This window comes from Brevibacillus parabrevis (assembly GCF_003710905.1).
Taxonomy (GTDB): domain Bacteria; phylum Bacillota; class Bacilli; order Brevibacillales; family Brevibacillaceae; genus Brevibacillus; species Brevibacillus parabrevis.
Map to the genome: position 1 here is coordinate 127760 of NZ_RHHV01000003.1, position 16574 is coordinate 144333.

Annotated in this window: 13 protein-coding genes and 1 riboswitch; of the genes, 5 read left to right on the plus strand and 8 right to left on the minus strand. The window is 52.8% G+C overall.

Going from position 1 to position 16574, the window contains the following annotated elements:
• Positions 1-33 precede the first annotated feature (33 nt).
• On the plus strand, positions 34-975 hold the full coding sequence (gene mdh / locus EDM60_RS02185) for a malate dehydrogenase (protein WP_122962493.1): 942 nt from the start codon (positions 34-36) through the stop codon (positions 973-975).
• A gap of 116 nt (positions 976-1091) precedes the next feature.
• On the opposite strand, the gene EDM60_RS02190 is transcribed toward mdh, so the two are convergent.
• Entirely contained in the window at positions 1092-2375 is a 1284-nt protein-coding gene (locus EDM60_RS02190; protein WP_063228874.1) for a haloacid dehalogenase-like hydrolase, read from the minus strand.
• Between the two features lie 314 nt (positions 2376-2689).
• Here EDM60_RS02190 and EDM60_RS02195 point away from each other — a divergent pair, with 314 nt between their 5' ends.
• A complete protein-coding gene (locus tag EDM60_RS02195; protein WP_122962494.1) occupies positions 2690-3634 on the plus strand; it encodes an aminopeptidase in 945 nt (314 codons plus the stop codon).
• Positions 3635-3717: 83 nt separating this feature from the next.
• A complete protein-coding gene (gene cls / locus EDM60_RS02200) occupies positions 3718-5166 on the plus strand; it encodes a cardiolipin synthase (RefSeq protein ID WP_122962495.1) in 1449 nt (482 codons plus the stop codon).
• Between the two features lie 101 nt (positions 5167-5267).
• Here the strand turns inward: cls and EDM60_RS02205 are convergent, their stop codons facing one another.
• The 5 genes from EDM60_RS02205 to EDM60_RS02225 all read right to left on the minus strand — a co-directional run bounded on the left by EDM60_RS02205 (position 5268) and on the right by EDM60_RS02225 (position 11020).
• The gene (locus tag EDM60_RS02205; RefSeq protein ID WP_122962496.1) at positions 5268-6263 is read right to left on the minus strand and encodes an ABC transporter substrate-binding protein; all 996 of its coding nucleotides are present in this window, start codon (positions 6261-6263) and stop codon (positions 5268-5270) included.
• Positions 6264-6371: 108 nt separating this feature from the next.
• Positions 6372-7997, minus strand: coding sequence for an AraC family transcriptional regulator (locus tag EDM60_RS02210; protein WP_122962497.1), 1626 nt, complete (start codon positions 7995-7997; stop codon positions 6372-6374).
• 42 nt (positions 7998-8039) lie between these two features.
• The gene (locus tag EDM60_RS02215) at positions 8040-8432 is read right to left on the minus strand and encodes an OsmC family protein (RefSeq protein WP_063228878.1); all 393 of its coding nucleotides are present in this window, start codon (positions 8430-8432) and stop codon (positions 8040-8042) included.
• Between the two features lie 154 nt (positions 8433-8586).
• Positions 8587-10221: a M20/M25/M40 family metallo-hydrolase gene (locus EDM60_RS02220; protein ID WP_122962498.1), complete on the minus strand. Its 1635-nt coding sequence runs from the start codon at positions 10219-10221 to the stop codon at positions 8587-8589.
• Between the two features lie 58 nt (positions 10222-10279).
• Positions 10280-11020: an IclR family transcriptional regulator gene (locus tag EDM60_RS02225; RefSeq protein WP_122962499.1), complete on the minus strand. Its 741-nt coding sequence runs from the start codon at positions 11018-11020 to the stop codon at positions 10280-10282.
• Between the two features lie 288 nt (positions 11021-11308).
• Between EDM60_RS02225 and EDM60_RS02230 the strand changes: the two genes are divergently transcribed.
• Positions 11309-12073: a dimethylarginine dimethylaminohydrolase family protein gene (locus EDM60_RS02230; RefSeq protein WP_063228884.1), complete on the plus strand. Its 765-nt coding sequence runs from the start codon at positions 11309-11311 to the stop codon at positions 12071-12073.
• A gap of 75 nt (positions 12074-12148) precedes the next feature.
• On the plus strand, positions 12149-13558 hold the full coding sequence (locus EDM60_RS02235; RefSeq protein WP_122962500.1) for an amino acid permease: 1410 nt from the start codon (positions 12149-12151) through the stop codon (positions 13556-13558).
• Between the two features lie 91 nt (positions 13559-13649).
• Here EDM60_RS02235 and EDM60_RS02240 read toward each other — a convergent pair whose 3' ends face one another.
• Positions 13650-14966 carry a D-arabinono-1,4-lactone oxidase gene (locus EDM60_RS02240; protein WP_122962501.1) on the minus strand — a complete coding sequence of 439 codons (1317 nt, stop codon included), beginning with the start codon at positions 14964-14966 and terminating at the stop codon, positions 13650-13652.
• Positions 14954-16141 (minus strand): amino acid deaminase/aldolase, encoded by a 1188-nt coding sequence (locus tag EDM60_RS02245; RefSeq protein WP_122962502.1) that lies wholly within the window; start codon positions 16139-16141, stop codon positions 14954-14956. Before EDM60_RS02245 ends, EDM60_RS02240 begins: the two co-directional genes overlap by 13 nt.
• A 283-nt stretch (positions 16142-16424) precedes the next feature.
• Positions 16425-16524, plus strand: a riboswitch (purine riboswitch).
• Positions 16525-16574 lie beyond the last annotated feature (50 nt).

Sequence of the window (16574 nt, forward strand, 5' to 3'; positions counted from 1 at the left end):
GATACGTGGAAAATGACCCGAGGAGGAACTACCATGACATTCCGCAGAAAAAAAGTAGCCGTCATCGGAAGCGGCTTTACCGGAGCGACCACTGCGTTCATCATGGCGCAAAAAGAGTTGGCTGACATCGTGTTGGTGGATATCCCGCAGCTGGAGAATCCGACCAAAGGAAAAGCGCTGGATATGATGGAATCTTCGCCGGTTCTCGGTTTTGATTCCTCGATCACAGGCACATCCGATTACAAAGACATTCAAGGCTCCGATATCGTCATCATCACCGCAGGGATTGCCCGCAAGCCGGGCATGTCCCGCGACGACCTGGTGGCAACAAACGCTGCCATTATGCGTTCTGTAGCGGAGCAAGTGAAAATTTACGCGCCGAACTCCATCGTACTCATCTTGTCCAACCCGGTTGATGCGATGACGTACACGTTCTTCAAAACGTCCGGCTTCCCGAAACACCGCGTCATCGGTCAATCCGGTGTACTCGACACCGCCCGTTTCCGCACCTTCGTGGCCATGGAACTGAACGTTTCTGTAGAAGACGTCACAGGCTTCGTACTGGGCGGACACGGTGACGACATGGTTCCGCTCTTGCGTTACTCTTACGCTGGCGGCATCCCGCTGGACAAATTGATCCCGCAAAATCGCCTCGATGCCATCGTCGAGCGCACGCGCAAAGGCGGCGGTGAGATCGTCGCCCTGCTCGGAAACGGCTCCGCCTACTACGCGCCTGCCGCTGCCCTGGTGGAAATGGCAGAAGCGATCCTGAAAGACAAGAAGCGCATTTTGCCATCCATCGCATATCTGGAAGGCGAGTACGGCTACCACGACCTGTACCTGGGCGTGCCCACTCTCCTGGGTGGAAACGGCATCGAAAAAGTCATCGAGCTGGATTTGACTGCCTCCGAGAAGGCGGCACTGGACAAATCGGCTGACTCTGTTCGCGCGGTTATGAAAGTAGCTGTGCAGTAAGCGCGCGTGCTAAAGAAGAAGGAAGCCCTGCCATCTGGATTTGGCGGGGCTTTTTTCGTGGGAATGCAAAGAAAAGCCGCCCCTACTGGCAGGGCGGTTTTTTGCGCTTTCGGTTCTTATTTGCTGATCAGTTTTGGCTCTTTTTCGCCCAGCTTGATCGTAGTCTCGCTCGGAATCCACATGCCTGTGTTTTCGTCGCGGCCTTGCAGCACAACTGTTGGATTGGCTTTTCCAAGCTGTTCGGCTGCTTTCGCTGCTTGCTGACCGATTTTGCCGCCTTTGACGCGGTTTACGACCAGTGACAGTTGTACGCTGTCCAGCTCGGTCATCATTTCAAAATCGCCGTTGCTGTCGCCTGCGATCAGGATTGGGCCGTAGCCGTACTTTTTCGCGAGTACGCTTTGGATGACTTCTGTTTTGCCGTGACCGACAGTGATTGGATAGTTTGGCTGGTACACGTTCGTGATCAGGCCATTCTCGGTCTTCAAGCGCATGCCGATAATGTTTTCAGTTGGCAGGTTGTATCCGTATTTTGGCAGAGTGGCAAATACGCGGACAACGTCCTCAAGCGATGCCGATACGACGTACACGTCGATACCGTTGGCGCGCAGAGTGTTCATCAGGTTTGCCACTTCCGAAGTCAGGCGCAGTCCTGTTGTGTGAGAAGCGGTGACCACGCCAGCTTTGCCAGCCAATGCTTTCGGGCTTGTCCAGGTCACTTTTTCAATCGCCATGCCCAGACTGACGTCATTGGAAGTCTCGGCAAGCTGATGAACTTCGTCGATCGTCATGTTGGTGAACAGGTAGAGCACCCATGGATAGCCGACGGAGTTGCTGTGTGTATCGTTGATCGCTTCGTACAGGAAAAACAGCTTTGTCTTGAAGTCAGCGAATTGCTCCGTTGCTTTCACTTCCTCCAATGTCTTCGTTCCTTTAAAGCCTTTGTAATTTTGGTACAGGTACGTGTAGTCGGCAACCAGATCGCTTGCGATCGCGTCGAGCGTCACTTGCTTGCCGTCCACGTTTTTGTACGAATCGGAAAAAGGTCCTTCTGGCACATTGGTGCGGATGACTTTGCCGAATTGTTCTGGCGTCATTTTGTAGGCGAGGTGGTTGATCTGGTAGACGAAGAGAGCTTCCTCTGTGTCGTGCATGATGCTTGTATTGTCCCAGTCAAAGACTGCGTACGGTTTTTTTGCAGCGTTGTAGGCAGGATTTTGCATGCCGTTTTTCTCAATCAATGCGTTGACAGCCTGATAAGTTGCAGGCGCCCATTTCCCCTTGTCGAGCGCTTGCGCGGCTGGTGTGGCAGCCTGTGCGGACACAGTAGTCGCGAGCAGAACAGCGATCATCAGCAGTGTCAGCCACCAAAAGCTGCGTTTTGCCAGTGTGTGAGACATAGTTGTCATCCCCTCTTCTTTCTGTAGTTTCGTCGATTTGTCAAATGAAAACGCTATCATTTTTTCGGGAAGTGAACCAAAGGCAAAAAAACAGGGCCCTTCCCGGCGCTTGACGCAAGCGCAGAAAAAGACCCCATTGTCTTTTGCGTTTTTATTTGTACATCCATCATACTAAATTCAGCCAAAAAATCAAGAAAATTTCGCCAGTTGTCTGCCAGGCAGGAGTGGGTGGAAAAGAACGCGAAGTCAAAAAGGTTTGCAGGTTCGTGATGGACATAATGAATAAAGAGATGTCAGGAAAAGGATGATGAACGGTGAAGCTGATCGAGACGAGCAAGGGCATTTTGACCAATTGCATGGCGTTAAAAGCAAACGAGTCTTTTCTGGTAGTCGCGGACGAACCGAAGCGGGAGCTTGGCGAGGCGCTATGGGAAGCCGGCAAGCAGCTGGGGGCAGAGTCGGTGCTGATGGTGATGACAGAGCGTGAAAAGTCCGGGCAGGAGCCGCCTGTGGCGGTAGCAGCGGCGATGAAGAGTGCCGACGTGGTCGTGTGTGTGACCGAGCATTCCTTGACGCACACCAAAGCGCGCAAAGAAGCAGCGGCAAACGGGACGAGACTTGCCACCATGCCAGGCATCACCGCAGACATGTTCCTCGAAGGGGCGATTTCTGCCGACTATGCGCAAGTGAAAGTGCTGACGGAAAAAGTGACCGAGCTGCTGACCGCAGCCAGTACCGTGCGGATTGAAAAGGCAGGAAAATCGCTCACTTTTTCCATCGCCGGACGCAATGGCGTGCCGAGCACAGGCATGTATGTCAATCCGGGTGAATCGGGCAACCTGCCTTCCGGAGAAGCGTATGTGGCACCGCTGGAAGGAACGGCAGAGGGACAAATCCTCGTGGACGGCTCGATCGCCGGGATTGGCAAAATCGACTCGCCCCTTTTGTTGACGATTGAAAAAGGGCGGATCACGCAGGCAGAAGGCGCATCGGCTGAGCGACTGCTGCAAATTTTGGGCGATCAAGACGGCCGTCTGCTCGGCGAATTTGGGATCGGAACGAATGACAAGGCACGAATTACGGGAGTCGTGCTGGAAGACGAAAAAGTGTACGGAACGATTCACGTTGCGTTTGGCAGCAACAACACATTCGGCGGCACGATTGTGGCGGGAGTGCATATCGATCTGGTGGTCAAAGACCCGGATGTGTATCTGGACGACACATGCATCATGAAAAGCGGGAAGCTTTTGGGACAGTAGCCGACTTGACCCGGGAGCCAGGATGAATCCCGATCACAAATGGTGTATGATGGGAGCATATCCTTTGAGGCGGATGTGATGTGATGTTGTTGCTGGAGCAAATTGTGGCGGTCATTACGGCAGGGAACCTGGTTTTGGCCGCTGTTCTCATCTTCATGGAGAGGCGCAACATTGCGGCTACCTGGGCTTGGCTGATGGTTCTCCTGTTTTTGCCGGGTATCGGGTTTCTCTTCTATTTGATTTTTGGGCAAAGACTGAGCAAGAAAAAGCTGTATCGGCTCCGCCAGGGAGAGTTCTCGCATTTTCGGGCGGCTGTCGACAAGCAGAAAAAGCTTCTGGAACAAGGCGAGCTGCAAGTGAACGATCTGGCGATGGAACGGCATCGGGACATGATTTTCATGAATGTGGTGAGCGACGGTGCTTACTATACGCAAGATAACGCCATTCAGGTGTTTGCCGAAGGGCACAGCTTGTTCGACCTTATGTTCAAGCAGATTGCAGAGGCAAAAGAGCACGTTCATTTGCTCTATTATATTTTCAATGATGATGAACTCGGAACACAGCTCGTGCAGCTGCTGACGAAGAAAGCGCGCGAAGGCGTAGAAGTCAGGCTGCTGTACGATGCGGTAGGGTCGGCAGGCGTCCCTTCGCGGTTTTTCCGGCCGCTGGTGGAAGCGGGCGGGGAGGTCGTCTCCTTTTTCCCTTCGTCGATCCCGTTCCTTAATTTCCGGGTCAACTTCCGCAATCACCGCAAGCTGACGATCATCGACGGGAAAAGCGGCTATATCGGCGGCTTCAACATCGGGGATGAATATTTGGGCAAGGACAAAAAGCTGGGGTATTGGCGAGACACCCACCTGCTAATCGAGGGGAAAGCCGTCTACATGCTTCAGGCCCGCTTTTTCCTGGACTGGAATTTGTCCGCTCCCAAGCGAATACAGGAGTCGTTTGCCTATTTCCCGGAAATGAATGAGCCACAAGGGACGATTGGTTGCCAGATCGTGTCCAGCGGGCCAAATTCGGAGAAACAGCAAATCAAGCACGCGTTTCTGAAAATGATCTACAAGGCGCGGAAAAAGATTTACTTGCAAACACCGTACTTCATTCCGGACGACAGCATGCTGACAGCGCTGAAGATGGCGGCGATGTCAGGAGTGGACGTGCGCGTGATGGTGCCGGGAAGGCCCGACCACCTGATGGTTTTCTGGGCGACCCACTCTTATTTGGGGGAGCTGTTGAAAAGCGGTGTCCGCTGCTATTTGTATGAAAAAGGCTTCATGCACGCCAAGACGATGGTGGTGGACACGCAGCTTTCTTCTGTAGGGACAGCGAATGTGGATATTCGCAGCTTCAAGCTGAATTTTGAGACGAACGTGTTCCTGTACGATTCGCAGATGGCCAAGCAACTGGAGGAGCTGTTCGAGGCTGATCTGGAGGATTGCCGGGAAATGACGATGGAAGAGTATTTGAACCGTCCGCTCCGTTCGCGGATGCAGGAATCATTGACACGGCTGTTGTCACCGATTTTATAACAAGAAAAAGGACCCGCTGGCCCTGTGAATCTTTTTCACGGGCTGGGGGTCCTTTCGTTTTTTGCGCGTCCCGGGCGTCACACCCAGTTCAGCGAGGTACTTTAAGGCTTTTTCGCGCCTGTCAAATATTCCACAGCTTCATCCAGCTGTTTTTCAATCAAAATCGGATCGTAGCCAAGCCATCTGTCTACATCGACGATATACACATGATTGTTTTTCACAGCCGGGAGGTTTTTCCACAAGTTGCTGCTTTCGATTTCTTTCAAGTAGGAAGCGGCATCTTCGCCCGGGAACAGCATCAGGAAAATATGGTCGGCCGCATACTCTGGCAGCAGCTCCATGGAAATGTCTTTGGACCAGAAGTTAGGGTCTTTGTCCAGCTCGGCCTTGATCGGAGCGGGCGGCGTCAGTTGGAGCGAGTTGTACAGGACGTGCCCCATATTGCGCGCGCCGTACATTTTGATTACTTTTGCGCGGACGTTCAAGGCTGCGACTGTTTCGTTCTTGCCGATTTTGGCCTGCACCAGCTTGCGGGCTTCTTCGACTTTGGCGTTATGCTTGGCGATCCACTCTTCGCCCTCTTTTTGTCTTCCGAGGACGTCAGCAACTTGCTTCGTGTGGCCGATGAAGTCGGTTTTATCGAAATCGATTGCGACTACAGGAGCGATTTTTTGCAGCTTCTCAAAAACTTGCTGCTCTACCTCAGTGTCGATCACAATCAGATCGGGCTGCATCTCCAAGATTTTTTCGAGATTGTAGGAATCGTAATCGCCTACCACTTCGATGCCTTTTACGAACGGGGCCATGTCAGCCCCTTCCATGTGACCTTGCACCGCGCCAATCGGTTTTATACCGAGGACGAGCATATTGCTCAAGTATTGCAAGGCAATGACGCGCTCTGGCTTGACTGGAATCGTTGCTTCGCCTTTTGCGTGCTTGATGACACGCGTCTCTTTTTTGGCAGGCTCAGAAGCAGGTGCTGGTGAAGCGGTTTGCTGCTCGGACTGGCTTGGAGCTGTTTGGGAGCATGCTGTCAAAAGAAGCAGGGCAAAGAGCATAATGCCGGACAGACACGCTTGTATGCGAGATCGTTTCATGAATACCCTCCTGAATGAAAATGATTCTCAACAACAAGCTTCATCTTACCGTGAACCGTTTGACTCATCCATGGAGGATATTCCGGTTTTCTTTGGACAATCCGGCGGTCAGGAAGTTTTCTGCTGCTCCAACAGCTGAATCGCTTCGTCCAATTGGGCGTCAAGCGACAGGGGATCATACGCGAACCAGACGGGGCCAAGCAGCACGACTTGTCCTTTTTGTACGGCAGGAATGCTTTGCCACTCTTTGCGCTGGGTCAAGGCTTGAAAATGAGCACGCGACAGGTCGTCGTCAAAAATGTGGACGAACAGCCAATCGGCAGCGTAAGCGTTCAGTTGATGTTCCTGTACGGGAACGGCCCAAAAATTCGGATCGCGCTTGATGTTGTCCTGAATGATCGGGGGCGGCGTCAGCTTCAGCGATTTGTACAAGACGTGCCCGAGATTGCGAACGCCGTAAGCAAAGGTGTGCGCCGGACGGACATTCAGGATCGACACCGTCTCCTCTTTGCCGATGCGTGCGTCCACGTATCGCTTCGTTTTCTGCACTTTTTGCTCATGCTGCTTGAACCAGAGCAGCGCTTTGTCTTTTTGTCCGAACAGGTCGGCAATTTGCTGCAAATGACCAAAGACGTCGTCATCCGTCCAGGACAGTGCGCACGTAGGGGCAATCGAGGAGAAGGCCGCACAATCTTTTGGATAATCGGTCAAAATAAAGGACGGCTGCAGTGGCTTGATCAAATCCGGGCAAGCTTTGGACAGCGAAATGATATCTGACGCCTCTTGTAGCCGGAGCTGTTCCCGCATGTGAGAGACTTGGTCTTCCTGCGCCCCCACAGGCTTGATGCCGAGAGCCATCAAATACTCGGTGTACTGGAAAGTGACAGGGGCGATTTGCCGCTGACTCATTTTGACAAAGACAGTCGGAGAGACGCCAACCTGCTGCTTGAACCGTCTGCTGAAGTAAAATTCATCCTCGTATCCGACAAGCTGCGCTACCTCACGCAAACGCTTTTTCGAGTCCCACAACAGCTTTTTTGCCTGATCCATCCGATACCCGGTCAAGTATTCAATCGGGCTTTTTCCTACGTTCTTTTTGAATAGCTCCGTGTAGTAGCGAGGCGTAAGCCCGGCCTTGTTGGCCAGATCAGCCAGCGAGAGCGATTGTGCGTAATGTTCATGGATGTAGGAGAGGGTCTGGTCGATGGGGTGCGACGATTCCACGACTGCTTGCGCGGCAGGGGCCTCCCAGATCGTGAGCAACAGCTGCTGAAAACGAATCTGATTTTGCAACATATCCAGTGGATTCGCTACCTCGTGCTTGTGCTCATGGTCGGCAAGCAAGGCGCGGGCCAGCTCCAGGCAGACGTGCAGAGACTGGACGTGATAGCTGTCGGCCGGAGGGTGCCACAGGCCATCCGGTGCATAGCTGTTATGTTGCCTCATGTCTTGTTGCAGCGCGTCAAAAAAGAGGGCGAAAAAAGACAGGGAAGCACCACGCCCAGCTACGATGGAATCGGCAGCTTCCGGTGCGAAAAATCGTACACTCCCGGAAGACAGGGGCGGGGCACTAGCGGTGTCGTCGCCCTGCCAATATCCGCTGCCTTCCGTAATCATGAGCAAGGCGTGTTCCGGGCAGCCGGGAAGCGACCATGCTTGATTCGGAGGCAAAGCGATTTGCCGGATGCTTTTCAAGAGGAAAAAGGTTGTCGTCTCTGCGTGGTTGTCGCCCATGATGACCTCTCATTTCAAATGGAATAGCTTGGAGTTAGCGGATTACGGTACAAGTGGCACAAGTTCGAATGACTCGGTGACGACGATGCTGCCTTTTACTGACTGTACCATCGGGCAGTTTTTGCTGGCGGCATCGACGGCCTTTTGCACTTTTTCTGCCTTCAAGTTTTCTCCGGTAATGATGAAGTGAAGGTGAATTTTTTCAACGCGGTTTGCTTCTGCTTCATTGCGCGTGACATCTGCTGTGATTTGCATATCTGTGCAAGGCATGCGCATTTTGTCCAACACTTTGCGCAGGACGCCGCCACTGCAAACGGCAATGGAAGAAACGAGCAGCTGGTAAGGGCGAAAGCCGTACGCCTCATCGCCAGAGACGTGCAGATCGCCATATGATAAATGGGTGACGAACCCTTTTTCTTTTGCTTCAAAATTCATGTCCCGCTCTCCTTTGCGATAGCTTTTCTTCATTATAAAGAAAAAGTGGGGAGGTAGGCAGAAAAAAGCATTTTCCAATAAAAAACAAAGGCCCTTACGCGAAAGCCATGCTTCATGCCTCGCCGTAAGAGCCTTTTTTCTATTGATGTGTTAGTTACTCGCTTGCCCGCCCATTCCGCAACAAGGACTGAATGCATTTCGGCAGCATGTCTTTCAATGTGTCGAACGCATAATCAACGTCCAGGCGCTCCGTCCATTGGTGCGCGTCGCGGCCGACGGGGCCGAGGTTCATGACAGGGACGTCGAAGGCTTCCAGCTCCTGGAGCGGAATCGAGTAGCCGTTGTCCCACAGCGGCATGTTGGCGACCAGCGGCTGCATCGACGCGGCCGGGTATTGCAGGCCGACGTAGCTGAGGTCGGAGATTCCGCCGAAGTAGTTTTGCTTGAGCAAGGTCACTTGATGCTGTTCGCGCGCGTATGCTTCCATCTCTGCGACCGTTTGCTGGATCAACGGATGGTTGCGCGAGCTGACGGCCGGGTAGAAAGGTGGGGCAAAGAACAAAATCATCATCGGGGACAGCTCTTTGCACAAAATCGCCAGCTGATCGACCAGCTCGATTGTCGTGTCGCGGTCGTCCTTGTCTTGGCGGTTGGCGATGACATCTGCCTCCAGCTGGCGCAGCTTGTCTTCTCCGTGCGTTTTCAAGGCGTAGGCGTACAGCTCCTCATAGGTCATCACAGAGATCGTCAGGTCGCGCGGGCTGAACGGAGCGAAATTGGCGAACTGGCTGGCGTGGCGAAGGTAGTTTTCGCGGATGCGTTCCGCTACATTGCGGGCTGCGCCAAGCAGCGGCTCCACGACTTCCTCCATTTGTTTTTCCAGCAGGAACAGGTTGAAGAGCGTCACGGCACGATGCGGGATTTGCACCGAGTATTCTTTTTTCAAATCTTTCTGGATCAGGTTGGTAGGCGGCGGAGAAGCTTCGCCGTCCACGACTTCGCAAAAAGAAGTGTTCAGCTCCAGCTCGCACGTAATTTGCGATGCCATGTAGTTCCCGTTCAACCCGGCAAAAGGCTCGCCTACATGCGTTTCTTTTCCGTAGCAGAGGAAGCCTGGCAGGACCTTTCCGATGGAGCCTGTGTACACGTAGGTGTTCTGGTCGCCCGGATAGCGGGTGAACATCGGCTCGGAGTTAAGCACGGTCGTGTAGTGCAAATCAAACTGTTGGGCAATTTCCAAAAGACGAGGAACAGCTGCCCGCATGCCGACGGAGTTTACTTCTTCGTCCGGAACCGTCAGCAAGAGGATGTTGCCGTCAAACTCGCCCGCGCAAGCTTGCTCGATCATGGACATGTGCAGGGTCAAGCCGCATTTCATGTCCATCGTCCCGCGTCCGAACAGCCAGTTGCCGGAACGCAAGTCTTGCTGCACATCGGCAGGCATGTCCGCCTGGTTTTGCTGAAACAGCGGAGTGAGCGTCTTCGGATCAAAGGCATGCTTCATCCAGCCGCCGTAATCCTCCACATCGACTACATCGAAGTGGCTTACCAAAATGACGGTGTCGCGAACGCCCGGTTTTTTGACGAGCGCCGTGACAAAATGACGTCCATCCTCGGTCGGATTGGCCTGAACGTGGTCGGGATTCGCCTGGTAGTAAGGCAATAAACGCAGCTGCTCGACGATGTAGCCAGGCAACTCTTTCTCAGCAGGCGATCCGGTAATGCTCGGGATGTTCACCAAATTGCACAGAAGATCGACGAGTTGCTCTTTTGTTTGCCATTTTTGCATGGGGTATGCCTCCGTTTTCCGTATAGTGAAAACCATTTCCGTTTAGTGGGCAAAAAAATTACGGAGTTGCTCCGATTCTTTTGGAAATTTCCTTGGCGCTTTGCTTGGCGCGATCGATCAAGGTAGCCAATAGCTCCTCTGTGATCCGATAAGTGGGAACACCGATGCTCAGGGCGCCGACCACTCGCTGGTTATAGCCGATGATGGGGGCGGCGATGGAGGCGGTTCCTTCCGTTTTCTCCCCGTAGCTGACAGCGTAACCATTTTCGCGGATGGCGGGGAGTTGCTTCATAAATTCACGCTGCTGCTCAGGATCAGGAATCAGTGCCATGACGGTTCGTTCCGCTTCCCGAGGCTCCATGTTCGCCAAAATCGTTTTGTTGGCCGCGCCGATGTGCAGCGGGATGCGCTCTCCCAGATTGTCGATGCTTCTGACGGTCATGGAGCTTTCCACCCGTTCAAGCACGATGGCGTCATGCCCATCCGGAATATTCAGGTAGACCGACTCGCGCACATCTGCCGCCAACTGCTCCATAACGGTTCGGGCGACTGCCCGCATGTCGATTTTGTCCAGGATGCGCAGACCGATTTCCATCCAGGTGATGCCAAGCTTGTACTGCTTGGTTTCCGGGATCTGCTGAATCAGCCCGTACTTCATGAGACTGCTGATCAGGCGGTGGACTGTACTGATGGGGAGAGATGTCTTCTCTGCGATTTCTGAGATAGACCAGTGCGTCTTGCTTTCGTCAGATGTCAGGACCAAGATGATGCTCATCGCCCGGTCAATCGATTGTACCAAGTTGTTTCCCTCCTGGCTTTCGTTTTGCGAATGACGATTTGTCAGATGCTTCGCCAGCTTTTTATGAGATCAATCTATCAGAATTATTCGGACGAATCAACATCATTTCATGCAGACAAAAATTCATTGACAAAAAATTTAAAACTATTTTACATTAGGAGTGTAATTTTGTATTGTAGAAGTCGTTCCACAATACGGAATAATCGACAGTAAAACGAAGCGATGCATCATCGCCGCTGAAACATTTGTTCCACTGACGAGATTTCAAAACAGAAGGGAGATTTTATCATGAAATTTTCTCGTGCGATTGTAAGAAAACCGGGGCAGAGCTACGTGAACGGTCTGACGACTTCCGATCTGGGCAAGCCGGATTTCGCTCTTGCTTTGGAGCAGCATGCTGCTTATGTAGAGGCGCTGAAGCAAGCGGGTCTGGAAGTGACCGTTTTGGAAGCGGACGAGCGTTTCCCGGATTCCACTTTCGTAGAAGATACAGCGGTTCTGACCGAAAAGTGCGCGGTCATCACCAACCCTGGCGCGGACAGCCGCAACGGTGAGATTGAGGACATGAAACAAGTGCTCCCGCGTTTCTATGACACGATTGAATACATTCAGGCTCCGGGCTTCCTTGACGGCGGAGATGTCATGCAGGTAGAAAATCATTTCTATGTGGGCCTGTCCACGCGTACGAACGAGGAAGGCGCGATCCAGTTCCGGGAAATCCTCTCCAAATACGGCTATGAGGTTACGATCGTTCCGCTGAAGGAGTTTTTCCACCTGAAAACGGGCATTGCTTACCTGGGTAACGACACGCTCGTACTCGCAGGCGAATTTATCGACTCCGAAGTGTTCAAAGACTACAAGCATCTGGTAGTGGAAAAAGAAGTGGAGTATTCCGCCAACTGCATCCACATCAATGACCATGTAATCATTCCAAAAGGCTTCGACAGCACGAAAAAACAGATCACGGATGCTGGCTACCAAGTAATCGAGCTGGATATGTCCGAGTTCCGCAAGCAAGATGGAGGATTGAGCTGCCTGTCCCTGCGCTTCTAACGCAGGCAGTTCCTTCCCGGCTTACTTTTTACACATCTATTTTCCACTCACGAGCTGGGGAAAGAGAGGGATCATATGAACGCTGGGAATGACAAGGACAAACAACTGCAACGCTCGATGAAAAGCCGCCATCTTTTTATGCTGTCGCTTGGCGGAGTAATCGGAACGGGGCTTTTTCTGAATGCCGGGTATACGATCAATCAGGCGGGGCCGGGCGGAGCGCTCGTCGCGTTTGTCGTCGGGGGGATTCTGCTGTACCTGGTGATGACCTGCCTGGGTGAGCTTTCCGTGAAAATGCCCGTAACAGGTTCTTTTCAAACGTATGCGACGAAGTACATTGGCCCGGCAAGCGGCTTTACACTCGGATGGATGTACTGGCTCGGTTCAGCGACGACGGCTGGCGTGGAGTTTACTGCGGCCGGCATGGTTATGCAGCGATGGTTCCCGGATACGCCGATCTGGATTTGGTGCGCGCTCTTTATCCTTTTGCTCTTTACCTTCAACGCTCTGACGACCAAAGGATTTGCGGAAACGGAATACTGGTTCGCGGGCATCAAAGTGTTGGCCGTTCTTATCTTCATTATTGTCGGACTAGGTGCTATTTTCGGTATAGTCAGTATGGAGGGCAGGGAAGCTCCGTTCTTCTCCAACTTTTCCGCGGATGGCGGGCTGTTTCCGTTCGGGTTTGCGATTGTCTTCGTCACGATGATGAACGTCGTGTTTTCGTATCAAGGCTCGGAACTGATCGGGATCGCTGCCGGAGAAACGGAAAATCCGCACAAAAACATCCCGCGGGCCATCCGCAATGTCGTTTTCCGCATTTTGGTGTTCTATGTGGCTTCGGTCATGATCTTGTCCGCTCTTTTCCCATCCAGCGAGCTGGGGTTGCTGGAAAGCCCGTTCGTGACCGTATTCGATTCGGTAGGCATTCCGTTTGCGGCGGATATTATGAACTTCGTCATTTTGACAGCGCTTTTATCTGTCGGAAACTCTTGCCTGTACGCCGCTACCCGTTTGCTCTGGGCATTGTCGCACAGCGGGATGGCGCATCCGGCATTCGGCAAGCTGACCAAGCGGAGCGTTCCACTGAACAGCTTGCTTGCGACTCTGGCCTTCTCGCTTTTGTCGCTTCTGACCAGCGTGATCGCGGCTGATACCGTGTACGTTTTGCTGATGTCTGTTTCCGGGATCGCGGTCACGTTTACCTGGATGGGCATTGCCCTGTCCCAATTCAACTTCCGCCGGAAATATTTGCAGGAAGGCGGCAAGCTTGAAGACTTGCAGTTTGTGGCGCCGTTTTACCCGGTGATGCCGCTGTTGTGTCTGGCTTTGTGCACGTTCATCCTCATCTTCCCGGCGTTTGATCCGACGCAGCGGGTAGGGTTGTTTTACGGGATCGGCGCTTTGGCGCTGTTCTATCTCTACTACTATTTGCGCTATGGCCGCAACAAGAAAATCAAGCCGGATATTCCGACCCAAGGCTAGACGATCGGTCAAAATGAAATGCCCCTGCCAGTTGCCGTGGCGGGGCATTTTTGCGTGTCGGGTCGGGTATGGCTGGTTCTTTGGGTCAGATTCAGGTCAGCCCAAACAGTTCAGACAAATACGGATTGACGAACATGCCGTCAGGATCAAGCTGAGCGCGGATCGCGAGGAAGTCGGGCAGGCGCGGGTACACCTGATGCAGATGCTCTGCCGTCATGTTGTGCATTTTTCCCCAATGCGGGCGACCGCCAAAGCGGCGGAAAATTTGCTCCATGCGCGAAAAGTACGCTTCATATGGCATGCCTTTGTACATGTGCACGGCGATAAAGGCGCTGTCTCGTTCGTAAGCGGGACTGAGCCAAATATCGTCCTGTTTCACGTAACGGCATTCCAGCGGAAAGTGCACGGCAAAGCGTTCCTGCTCGATGGCTTGCCGCATTTCCTTGATGGCTTCGCCCATATGCTCGGCGGGAATGCAATACTCCATCTCGTAAAAACGGACCAGACGCGGCGTGGCAAACAGCTCGTGGCTATAGCCGCTTTCGTTGACGTTCGGGACGCTTTGCGCCGACAGCTTGCTCACGGATTGGGTAAGCGTCGGGCGCAGCCGGCAGCTCTCCGAAAGCAGCCAGAACAGACCGTTTTCCACCACCATTTTTTTCATGTAGCTCCATTGCTGATTCGCGCTGGATGGTTCGGAGGTTTCATTCATGAATTTGACCTGGACGGTATCGGAGTACGGGAAGGTGTAAAATTCGAAATGACGGTGCGATTGCTTGAATGTATCGAGGGAAGACAAGCATTCATCAAGCGGCATGCGATGGCTTTGGTAGCGAAGGCGGTAAGCAGGCAGGACGCGAAGTTTGACTCGAACGATGATGCCGAGCAATCCAAGGGAGACTTGCATCGCTTTGAACAGATCGGGATGTGACTGCTCTGACACCTCCAGCACTTCGCCTGATGCGGTAACGACCGTCAATCCGACGACTTGTGTCGAGACGCTTCCGAATTGAATGCCCGTGCCATGCGTTCCGGTGCTGACGGCACCTGCGATGGACTGGGCGTTGATATCGCCGAGATTTTCCTGGGAATAGCCCGCCTGATGGAGCAACGCGCCAAGCGTCTTGAGCTTCGTTCCCGCCCAGACTTCCACGGTTTGCTGCTCTTGGTCGACGTGGACGATTCCTTGCAAGCGATCCAGGGAAAGCAGGCATTCCTCGGTCTGGACGAGTCTGGTAAAAGAATGCCCGGAACCAACGACGCGGATGCGCGTTCCGTCAGCTTTGCAGGCGCGGACGACGGAGATGACCTCATCCAAAGATTGCGGCATGGCAATGTGCCGCGGCTGGCTCTGAACGTTTCCTGTCCAGTTGCTCCAGCGGTTTGTTTTTTTGCTTACAGTGAGCATAGTCCATCCCCCCGATATGTCGTCACTTCATCAACAACGTTTCCTCCTGAGACACAATAGAGCCGCGAAAAGCGCTCGCACAGCTCGCCCGCTTTGGCATGGCGAAAGAAGACGGGGTCACCCAATTCCAATGTTTCCAACCCGCGATACTGGATGGGGGTTTGCACTTCTCCGGCGCCTTCGTTGGAAATGAGCCGGACACCTTGCGGCAAGTACGGTTTGGGCAATCGGTCCGCTCCGGCCGAACCGGAAGCGATATAGCCGCCGCCTGCGCAAGTGTAAATATGCTCGGTCGGCTTGCGGATGATTTCCAGGGCAAAGCCGGCTGCTGGCTGGAAATGAAAGTCTTGATAGTAATCAAAAAGTCCGGGAGAAAAGAAGCCGGAGCCAGCCGTGAGTTCTGTAACGGCGTCTTCTTTTCCCGTATGGTGCAAGCTTCCTGTCCCTCCGCCGTTGACGAAGCGCAGCGAGATTCCCATTGCCGTAAGTGCCTTCATCAGTTCCGCTCTGCGATGTGCCACCTCCTTTACCGATCGTTGTTTCAGCAGTCGAATCAGGCTGTTCTTCATAAATCGCCGGGGATAGCGGTCGCCGACGCCTGCAATTTGCGCTTCGTAGCCCATGATTCCGTCCAGGCGGAGATGCTTGGAGGAAGCGACGCGGGAAGCAAGCGCAACGGCCGACTCCAGAGAACGCAGCGGAGAGCGCCAAACGCCGAAATGCAGGCCCAACATATCGGACGACATGTCTATATCCAGGCAGACGGGAAAAATCACGTCTTGCTCGCGGGCGATTTGTTCCAGATGTTCCACATGGGAGACGGAATCGATCATCAAAGTGATGGTACGGCCTTGCCTGATCTGTTCGCCAAGGGCGAGCAGCCAGCTTTTTTCCCAGACGGGATACCCCAGGAGCAAATCGTCAAAGCCTGCCGCGCACAAATGGAGCGCTTCGGGAGCCGAGAAGCACATCAGCCCGGAAAAGCAGTCATCGAACTGCAACAGATGCTTGAGAAGGGCGACACTGCGGATTGACTTGCTGGCAATCCGAATCGGCTTTCTATTGCTTTGCAAAGCGATCTGCTCGGCATTTTGCTCCAAAAGGTCCAGGTCGACGAAAGCGAATGGCTTTGGAATCCCTGCAAAGGCAGACTGGTAATAACGATAATCCCGCATGGGCAAGCCCCATCCTTTTTGTATGAGTGTAGTAATACGAAAATATTTCTTAAAATTCTACATATTCTATCTTTTTATGTCGTTTCCTTCCAACTTTTTTGGGGGAGTTCCTTGGAAATTACGAACGTTCGGATATAATGTTCGGTTTTTGCTGAATGTAACCGTTTCAAACAAGCTGTTTTCATGTTAAAAAAATGTAAACACGAATAAATGGATGGTCGTATATTGACTTGATTCAGATTATGCGCTACTATACATATGGTTGTTAGCAAGATGAACTGGCTTGATGAATCCTTAATAAATTCGTATATCCTCGAAAATATGGTTTGAGGGTCTCTACAGGGAACCGTAAATTCCCGGCTACGAATGAGGTTGTTTTTTGACATACCTTATTCGTCGGCCGGGAATTTTTTGTGTTGTCGTCCATACAACA

Excerpts from the sequence above, each read along its gene's own strand:
- mdh (WP_122962493.1), top strand. The coding sequence starts at position 34 with ATGACATTCCGCAGAAAAAAAGTAGCCGTCATCGGAAGCGGCTTTACC.
- EDM60_RS02190 (WP_063228874.1), bottom strand. The coding sequence starts at position 2,375 with ATGTCTCACACACTGGCAAAACGCAGCTTTTGGTGGCTGACACTGCTG.
- cls (WP_122962495.1), top strand. The coding sequence starts at position 3,718 with ATGTTGTTGCTGGAGCAAATTGTGGCGGTCATTACGGCAGGGAACCTG.
- EDM60_RS02205 (WP_122962496.1), bottom strand. The coding sequence starts at position 6,263 with ATGAAACGATCTCGCATACAAGCGTGTCTGTCCGGCATTATGCTCTTT.
- EDM60_RS02210 (WP_122962497.1), bottom strand. The coding sequence starts at position 7,997 with ATGGGCGACAACCACGCAGAGACGACAACCTTTTTCCTCTTGAAAAGC.
- EDM60_RS02215 (WP_063228878.1), bottom strand. The coding sequence starts at position 8,432 with ATGAATTTTGAAGCAAAAGAAAAAGGGTTCGTCACCCATTTATCATAT.
- EDM60_RS02220 (WP_122962498.1), bottom strand. The coding sequence starts at position 10,221 with ATGCAAAAATGGCAAACAAAAGAGCAACTCGTCGATCTTCTGTGCAAT.
- EDM60_RS02230 (WP_063228884.1), top strand. The coding sequence starts at position 11,309 with ATGAAATTTTCTCGTGCGATTGTAAGAAAACCGGGGCAGAGCTACGTG.
- EDM60_RS02235 (WP_122962500.1), top strand. The coding sequence starts at position 12,149 with ATGAACGCTGGGAATGACAAGGACAAACAACTGCAACGCTCGATGAAA.
- EDM60_RS02240 (WP_122962501.1), bottom strand. The coding sequence starts at position 14,966 with ATGCTCACTGTAAGCAAAAAAACAAACCGCTGGAGCAACTGGACAGGA.
- EDM60_RS02245 (WP_122962502.1), bottom strand. The coding sequence starts at position 16,141 with ATGCGGGATTATCGTTATTACCAGTCTGCCTTTGCAGGGATTCCAAAG.